Here is an 8,143-nt window from a genome sequence, read left to right as displayed (position 1 = left end):
TTGCATGTGTTAAGCACGCCGCCAGCGTTCATCCTGAGCCAGGATCAAACTCTCCACAAAAAATCAGTAAAAGATTACCGAGCCGTGAAAAGCCCAAAACCCAACCAAAACAAACCACACCAACACCACAAAAAGATGCTGGCCTGGCACATCCAAAAATTACTCAACAAACCAAAAAAGGTTCATCACGTTGCCGCCCCATTCGACGAGGAAAAAAGACAACAACAAAAAACATCCAATCAGTCATGCGACCAACCAGACGACACCATCCCATCAATGGTTCAGACAGCATCGACCAGCACACACCCCAAAAAGGAGCACACAGCCACACAAACCAACCAAACAAAAAATCATTGGCACACTATCGAGTTCTCACACAACACACGCACACTCAAACACACCCCACAAACAGGGCCTGTCCAAAGCAGCTTGCTGAAGCTTACACACACCCACACCACAAACCAAATCGCAGTACGCGGATCAAGTGAAAGGAACCATCAACGCTCGTTTTCCTACCGCCATCTCACCAAACCAGTCACAATCAGACCGCCTAGCGGGGCGTTGTCGGTCACGCTGACTCACATAAAACTACACACACCCAACCAACAACACAAATCCCCTGGTTATCTCATGTTTTTTAACGGTTCTTTTGAGCATGTTTTGGGTTGATTAAACCCATGAGATACCCAGCCTGAATGACGATGCCGACCAATGCGATGATTCCCGCTGTGGCCAGCGCAAAGATGACTGCGCCGTCGAGGAAGCTTTGAGTATCCGATGCCCCATTTGCGATGAAGAACATCATGTAGGCGGGAAGCATGCCTAATTCCGTGCGCCAGATCTTCATGGCCCCGCCCAAAACAGCACACGCAAAACCGCCGGCACCGGTAACTATCACCGCTGGCCAGGTGCCCGTCACGGGACTGAACAACCCGGCCACAACGATATAGACCACCACCGCGGCGATGGCAGCCGCCCACGACAATGCGAACCACTGTCGTCGGGGCACGCCGTAGCTTGCGCCCGTTGCCGCACCGGTAATTCCGAGACCCTGCATACAATATGCCGAATACCAGATCATGATCGGTAGGCCACCAAGGAGTGGACGCAATGTGTCGTTACCAATGAAGCTGGTCAAAGGGATCATGAGTGAGTGCGCACTACCCGCACCTAGAGCCCACAGCAGCTGCGGTTTGAAGATCAATTCGAATTCGAAGCTGCCGCCTCCAAGGTGCGAATCCGCCTTCCGGTCACTCGCCACTCCATGGCCGGCTATGTATTGGCCGCCGAAGAGCAGCCCCGACACCAGCGCCACGAGTGCGCCCGCGGCTCCAACCCAGTCCGGGCGCGCGACCAACGCAATGCCCGCGCTGAACGCCACAGAGGGAACAACCGCCATGGCAGTGAGTTTTTTGGCCCGAGAACTAGGCATCCCGTAAGCCGTGTAGGCGGTGTCCTCCGACGACAGCGCCCCAATCATGACAACCGTCAGGATCATTGGGCCGAATATGACACCGACTACTGAATCACGGGTGACATAAAGCAGCCCGAATGCAAGCATCGCGAGCATCGGGATCATCCAGATCAGTCGGGTCAGCGGTGGCGCGACGAATTGGTGGCGGAAATATCCAAGCAGGCTCGTGTTCATCTAGGACACCTCCAAGTAGTGCTCGATGAGGTCGTCGAAAGTGGCAGCGCGCGCATGACGCGGGGCGTCGCTAATGGGCACAAGTTCCGGGCCCGCGACAGCGAATTCATCGGCATCCTCAGGGGCGCATTGCTTGAGCACGACCCCGTCGCGTCCCAGAATCACCGCATCATCCAGGACTTTCGCCGCGTCGTCGATATGGTGCGTGGCCATCACGATCGTCCGGCCGGAATCTGCCTGGGCGAGAAGATGACGGTAGAACACATCGGTGTTGTGGGTATCCAGGCCGACATAGGGTTCGTCGAGAAGCAAAAGCTCCGTGCCCGAGGCCAGCCCAATAATGATGGCGACCATGGCGCGCTGTCCGCGAGAAAGTTTGTCGTAACGGGTGCTCAGGGCATCGCCCATCTCGAAATCGGCGGTGAGCTCGTCGACAAGCGCTTGATTCCACGTGCGGTAACGCAACTGCGCACCTTTGATCACGTCAGTGCCGGACCACGAACCCGGGTAGGCGGTATCCACACCCGTCAAGCAGGTGTTATCCATGACGCGGGCATTGTCGAAGGGGCGCTCACCAAAAACCTTGACCATGCCTGAATCAGGTTTGAGCTGGCCGCCGATGATCTTCAGCAGCGTGGATTTACCCACACCATTTCGACCGAGCAGGCCGCGGATGCCGGGGCCGAAGTCCACGGTGACGCCCTGCAAGACGTCGTTCTTGCCAAAGCTGTGAGCCAAACGTGAGACATAAATGGTCATTGGTACATTCCTCTGCTTTCTGCGACGCGGTAGATGAGGTCGTGGAGGTCGGTGCGGGCGTAGCCCAGGCGCAAGGCTTCGTCGATAAGCGGTGCAATGTAGTCGCCAGCGAAGTCCTCGCGGCGCTTGGCGACGATGCGCTCGGGCGCACCCTCGGTGACGAACATCCCGATGCCGCGGCGTTTTTCAAGGACTCCTGCTTCGACGAGCAATGTCAACCCTTTGCGCGCGGTGGCGGGGTTGATGCTGTGGAATGCGGCGAGCTCATTCGTCGATGGGGCGCGTTGGCCGGGCTTGAGTTCGCCGTCCATGATCTGGTCCTGGATTAGCCGTGCGATCTGAAGGAATAACGGTTCTGTGTCATTGCCCACCTTTCACCTCCGGTTAATTAGCTGATTAACCAACCGTACAACCAAGCGAAATTTTTCACAATGAAAACACGTTGAACAAAGCAGAAATCACTCACGTGCGCCTTCTTCGACCTGGTCAATGCGATTTCTCAGCGAGAGCCATACAAGTCAGGCAAACTGGGTGAGCGACAAAACTTTTAATTACATGAATAGATACGGAAGTCAGGAGCCATGCTTGAACGCACACTCGTCTTTGTGGACACGTCTTACCTGCTCGCGAGCTTTTACAACTCGTGGGAGACAGGTGCACGTTCACAGTTAGAAATTGATCTCCCGGAGGTTGTTGCCAATCTTTCCGGCATGATCACGCAGCAGCTTGATCAGCCGATTCACCGTCAGTACTGGTACGACGGCATCCCCGACTCGGGCCCGCACCGCTACCAGCGCGCGCTGCGCACGTGTGATGGCGTGCAGCTGCGCACCGGCCAGCTCATCGAATGGGGTGAACGTCGCACACAAAAAGGTGTGGATACCCGTCTCGTGGCCGACGTCGTGGTCAACGCCATGCGTGGCCAATTCACTGACTTTGTACTGGTCAGTGGCGATGCTGACATGATCCCAGGCGTGGAGGAAGCCACGAACGCCGGCATCCGCGTGCACCTCTATGGCTTCGGTTGGGATTCTATGTCGTCGGCCCTGCGCCACGCATGTGACACCACGACGATCCTCGATCCGCGCGAGGATTTCGCCGACGCCATGCAACTGCAGGTTCTCGAAGGGCCCCTCCCGCCAAGCATCCGCGAACGCCCCCTCGCCGATGCCGAAATGGAGGACAACGAGGGCATGTGCGACATTCCGCGCCCCGACGGTGAGCAACCACTATCCGCGCAGCTTATCGACGCCGCCGGTGAAGCCCCCAGCTCCGAGCCAGAGGCTACGCAGGAGGCTATGCCGAAACCTGAAAGGGCCACCGTACCTTCCCCGGCACAGCTGGCGGACACGACCAGTGACGTTGGTGCAAGCCACACGCCAAAGCCATCCATGATGGCACCGCGCCGCAAGCTGCGTTCGCGTTATGTTCCACTGCCGGAGGAGGTGTGGACTTCCTCCGGGTTTCAAACTCCATTTGACGTGGGACAACAGTATGCAACGTGGTGGTTTGATAACGCCGCTTCTTCAGAGCAGCGCGACAAGGCCCACATGCTGTCCGGCGGTGGTTTGCCACCAGAGATTGATCGCCCGCTCCTCCAGTTCGCCTGTGAAACTCTGCATGAGTACACGTTGAGTGAGAACCAGCGCGTCAATCTGCGCGATGGTTTCCACTCGGGGATTCGCGCGGTACTGATCAATATTCGCAGGAACCAGACCTAGAACTAGTCGGATTCGGTGTCTGGGGTGAGTTCACCGTTAGTAGCAGCTTCTTTCTTCATAGCTGCGCGGATCTCCGCCAGCTTGGAGGTCGCAGCAATATCGGTGTTAGCCTGACCGGATTCAATCTCTGACATGACATTGTCCGGGTTGGATTCGGCGAGTTCCTGCTGGCCAAGTGCGGTGGTGTAGCGGCGCTCAATCTTGTCACGCACACCATCCAGGGTGGGCACGGAATCATCCGTGCGGAACTGGCCGATGGTGTCCATGGCCTGCGCCGACATCTCCTGCATGTTGGCCTGATCCACCTGGGCACGGAGGCGGTTGACCTCGGCGAGCTGCTCTTCCAAACGTGCTTCAGACCTGCGCTGTTCTTCCTCAGCCTGCTTTGCTGCCTGCTCTGCCGTCGCGTACTGCGCAGTCAGATCTGCGAGCTCCTGCTCAGTTGTTACCAGCTGTGTGGCGAGTACCTCGGCAGTGTTGTTGAACTCCTGTGCTTTCGCGGTATCCCCCTCTGCCGTGGCCTTGTCCGCCATCTGCAGTGCGGTCTTGGTCTTCTCCTGCTGTTGCGCCTGAGTTTCACGCAGCCGGTTGATCTTGATTTCCAGCTGCTTCTTCTGGCCAATGATCTCCGCAGCTTGGCGCGTAATCGCGTTATGCTGCTCCTTCGCCGCGTTGGCGGCCTGCTCGATCTGGACCTTCGGATCAGCATTCTCATCAATCGCAGAATCAAACGACTGCATGAGGTACTTCCAGCCCTTGCTGAACGGGTTAGCCATGGTTGCGCGTCCTTAACATGTTGGGAGCAAATACGGACCCGAGTTTACGTGGGAAGCAGCCAACCCGTCGATAAGCGAAAAAGCCTTAAGCCTCATCCTGCTGTGCGTTTTGCTCGGCGATGTCACGGTGGACCTGCTCCATGTCCACGTCGCGGGTGGCCTGGATGAACTCCTCGAGCGCGGCGGGAGGCAGCGCACCGGACTGCTGGCCGAGAAGGATGCCTTCGCGGAAAACAAAGAGAGTGGGGATCGACTGGATCTGAAGCGCGGCAGCGAGACCCTGGTTGGCTTCAGTGTCGAGCTTGGCAAAGACGATGTCTTCGTGCTTGTCTGATGCCTTCTCAAATGTCGGGGCGAAAGCCTTGCACGGCCCGCACCAATCGGCCCATGCGTCCACGATGACAATGTCGTTGTCTTGAATAACCTGGGTGAATGTGTCTTCAGTGACGTTAATGGTGCTCATTATTAATCCTTTTCGTCTACTCGGGTAACGTCTATCAGTGAGTTCAACCCCACTCAGTTTCGATTCATTCCCATTCGGGGCAGAAAAGGAGCAATCGTGACCAAGAACTACAGGTTCGAAGGACCGCAGGATGCCACGTCTGTTGAAAAACTTCAGTCTGAAGTGAGCGAGGTGCTGGGCACGCAGGGTGTGGACATTGATGTGGAAGCCGGCCTCATGCAGGTCACGGGCGAAGGCTTCACGGATGAGCAGATCGAGTACGCGGTCGAATACGCAGGCTTTTCGCTTGTCGACGTCTAAAGTGCGCCTACCATCAATCCCATGAGTACTGAAAAAACTGTTTTTAACGTTGACGGCATGACGTGCGCCCACTGTGAGGCCAGCGTCAACGAGGAGATCGGCGAAGTCCCCGGTGTGACCGGTGTTAACGCTGATCACACAACGGGTAACGTCGAAGTCATTGGCTCCGGTTTCACCCGTGAGCAAATTGCTGAGGCAGTCGCAGAAGCTGGTTACACCCTGACTTAACTAACTTGACCGGTCTGCCTGCTATGTAAGGAGTTAGACATGACAAGCACCCCCACACCATCGCACCTTGATTTGGGCGTGATGGGCATGACCTGTACGTCGTGTTCTTCGCGTGTGCAACGCAAACTGAACAAGGTTCCCGGGGTGGATGCCACGGTGAACTTTTCCACCGAGACTGCGGCCGTGGACTTTGATCCGTCGTTGACGGATCCGGACGCCCTCATGCAGGTTGTCCGCGATGCGGGCTATGAAGCTTTTGTTGTTGGTGGCGCTTCGGCGAGCGCTGGGGCGGATGCTGAGTCGGGTGAGCCGACCCCTGATGTTGATGCTATTCGCGATGAGGAGACGGAGAAGCTCAAGCGCACTGTGATCTGGTCGGCGGTGCTGACGGTGCCGGTGTCCGTGCTCTCCATGGTCCCGGCGGTGCAGTTCCCGGGCTGGGAGTGGCTCGCGCTGGCGCTAACCACGGTGGTTTACTTCGTAGCCGGTGCTCCTTTCCATCGCGCGACGTGGACGAATCTGCGCCATGGCGCGGTGACCATGGACACACTGATTTCACTGGGCACCACGGCTGCCTATGTGTGGTCGCTGTGGGCACTGTGGGTGCAGTTTGCGGGCGCCAGTGCGCAGGAAGCGCCACCGATTTATCTTGAAACCGTCGCGGTGGTAATCACGTTCCTGCTGCTCGGCCGCTGGTTTGAGATGAAGGCGAAGGGGCGTTCCTCCGAGGCTCTGCGCGAGTTGGCCACCATGGGCGCGAAGACTGCCACGGTTCTGCGCGACGGCCAAGAGGTGCGCATCCCAGCTGCTGATCTGCAGGTCGGTGATCAGTTTGTGGTTCGCCCGGGCGAGAAGATTGCCACGGATGGTGTGGTTCAATCAGGTTTATCCACGGTGGATAACTCCATGCTCACCGGCGAATCCGTCCCTGTAGACATCGGCGAGGGTGACACCGTCACCGGCACGACAGTAAACCTGTCTGGCCGCCTGATCATTGAGGCCACCCGTGTGGGGTCGGAGACCACGTGGGCGCAGATGATCGAGCTCGTCCGCAACGCGCAGGCCGGACAGGCGCCAGTTGAGCGCCTGGTGGACCGTATTTCCCGAGTTTTTGTGCCTGCAGTGATTGTTGCATCACTGATCACTCTGGTGGTGCATCTGCTCCTGGGGCACGACACGCCGGCGGCGTTCTCCGCTGCTGTTGCTGTGCTCATCATCGCCTGCCCATGTGCGTTGGGGCTGGCCACACCCACCGCAATTCTGGTGGGCACCGGTCGCGGTGCGCAGCTAGGCCTGCTGATCAAGGGACCGGAGATCCTGGAGTCCACACGCAAAGTGGACACGATCGTTCTAGACAAAACAGGCACTGTGACCAGTGGCAACATGTCGGTGGATGCTGTGTCCCCGGCGGCGGATGCTGGTTTGAACGCGGACGAACTGCTCGCTCTCGCGGCGGCTGTAGAGTCTGGTTCAGAGCACCCAATCGCCCAAGCAATTGTCACCGCGGCGCAGGAGCGTGGACTTGAGATCCCCGAAGCACAGAGCTTCACCTCCGAAGCGGGGCAAGGCGTGCAGGCGCTTGTCCGTGGTTCCCACGTCACCGTCGGCCGCGGCCGTGGTGCGGAAGCCGAAGCCTATGAAGCGGAAGGTGCCACCGCCATCACTGTCACTGTGGATGGCACGGATGCTGGGGTCATTGCGGTGAGCGACACCATTAAGGACACGTCCGCGCAGGCAATCGCGGATCTGCGTTCCTTGGGCCTCACACCGTATTTGCTCACCGGTGATAACCCGGGTGCAGCACACGCTGTGGCACGGGCAGTGGGGATAGACCAGGACTGCGTTACGGCATCGGTTCTGCCAGCGGGGAAGGTTGAGGTCGTAGAAAAGCTTCAATCCCAAGGCAAAACCGTGGCGATGGTCGGCGACGGCGTCAACGATGCTGCCGCGCTTGCCACCGCTGACCTAGGCTTGGCCATGGGCTCCGGTACGGATGTAGCCATCCAGGCTGCGGACATCACCCTCATGGGCAATGATCTGGGCAGCGCTGCCGATGCGATCCGCCTTTCTCGACGCACGCTACGCACCATCAAGGGCAACCTGTTCTGGGCTTTCGCCTACAACGTCATCCTCATCCCTGTGGCCGCATTTGGTCTGCTCAACCCGATGTTGGCCGGCATCGCCATGGCGTTTTCTTCCGTGTTTGTTGTGACCAATTCCTTGAGGCTGCGTCGTGGTTGAGTAAGAT

At 58.0% G+C, this 8,143-nt stretch carries 9 protein-coding genes and 1 rRNA gene; 4 read left to right on the top strand and 6 right to left on the bottom strand.

Features of this window, described 5'->3' with window-relative positions; translation table 11 throughout:
• The 4 genes from F4V54_RS05800 to F4V54_RS05785 form a co-directional block, all read right to left on the bottom strand.
• Positions 1–60: ribosomal RNA gene (locus F4V54_RS05800) — 16S ribosomal RNA — on the bottom strand; the annotation flags it as partial.
• Between the two features lie 577 nt (positions 61–637).
• Positions 638–1,648 carry a hypothetical protein gene (locus tag F4V54_RS05795; protein ID WP_102723563.1) on the bottom strand — a complete coding sequence of 337 codons (1,011 nt, stop codon included), beginning with the start codon at positions 1,646–1,648 and terminating at the stop codon, positions 638–640.
• Entirely contained in the window at positions 1,649–2,407 is a 759-nt protein-coding gene (locus F4V54_RS05790; protein ID WP_150386543.1) for an ATP-binding cassette domain-containing protein, read from the bottom strand. It lies immediately after the preceding gene.
• Entirely contained in the window at positions 2,404–2,778 is a 375-nt protein-coding gene (locus F4V54_RS05785; protein WP_102723565.1) for a GntR family transcriptional regulator, read from the bottom strand. Before F4V54_RS05785 ends, F4V54_RS05790 begins: the two co-directional genes overlap by 4 nt.
• A gap of 210 nt (positions 2,779–2,988) precedes the next feature.
• On the opposite strand from F4V54_RS05785, the gene F4V54_RS05780 reads away from it, so the two are divergent.
• Positions 2,989–4,128 carry an NYN domain-containing protein gene (locus F4V54_RS05780; protein ID WP_034663813.1) on the top strand — a complete coding sequence of 380 codons (1,140 nt, stop codon included), beginning with the start codon at positions 2,989–2,991 and terminating at the stop codon, positions 4,126–4,128.
• Between the two features lie 2 nt (positions 4,129–4,130).
• Here F4V54_RS05780 and F4V54_RS05775 read toward each other — a convergent pair whose 3' ends face one another.
• On the bottom strand, positions 4,131–4,904 hold the full coding sequence (locus F4V54_RS05775) for a PspA/IM30 family protein (RefSeq protein WP_052092775.1): 774 nt from the start codon (positions 4,902–4,904) through the stop codon (positions 4,131–4,133).
• 85 nt (positions 4,905–4,989) lie between these two features.
• Positions 4,990–5,367: a thioredoxin gene (trxA, locus tag F4V54_RS05770; RefSeq protein ID WP_150386542.1), complete on the bottom strand. Its 378-nt coding sequence runs from the start codon at positions 5,365–5,367 to the stop codon at positions 4,990–4,992.
• A gap of 96 nt (positions 5,368–5,463) precedes the next feature.
• Here trxA and F4V54_RS05765 point away from each other — a divergent pair, with 96 nt between their 5' ends.
• The 3 genes from F4V54_RS05765 to F4V54_RS05755 are packed head-to-tail and all read left to right on the top strand — an operon-like array spanning position 5,464 to position 8,136.
• Entirely contained in the window at positions 5,464–5,667 is a 204-nt protein-coding gene (locus F4V54_RS05765; RefSeq protein WP_150386541.1) for a hypothetical protein, read from the top strand.
• 21 nt (positions 5,668–5,688) lie between these two features.
• Positions 5,689–5,895, top strand: coding sequence for a heavy-metal-associated domain-containing protein (locus F4V54_RS05760; protein WP_150386540.1), 207 nt, complete (start codon positions 5,689–5,691; stop codon positions 5,893–5,895).
• A gap of 39 nt (positions 5,896–5,934) precedes the next feature.
• Positions 5,935–8,136, top strand: coding sequence for a heavy metal translocating P-type ATPase (locus F4V54_RS05755; protein WP_150386539.1), 2,202 nt, complete (start codon positions 5,935–5,937; stop codon positions 8,134–8,136).
• Positions 8,137–8,143: the final 7 nt, after the last annotated feature.

Origin of the sequence: Corynebacterium tuscaniense, assembly GCF_008693065.1 — a bacterium.
In the GTDB taxonomy this organism is placed as follows: domain Bacteria; phylum Actinomycetota; class Actinomycetes; order Mycobacteriales; family Mycobacteriaceae; genus Corynebacterium; species Corynebacterium tuscaniense.
Note: the sequence above shows the minus strand (reverse complement) of the source record. Positions and strands in the feature narration are given on the sequence as shown.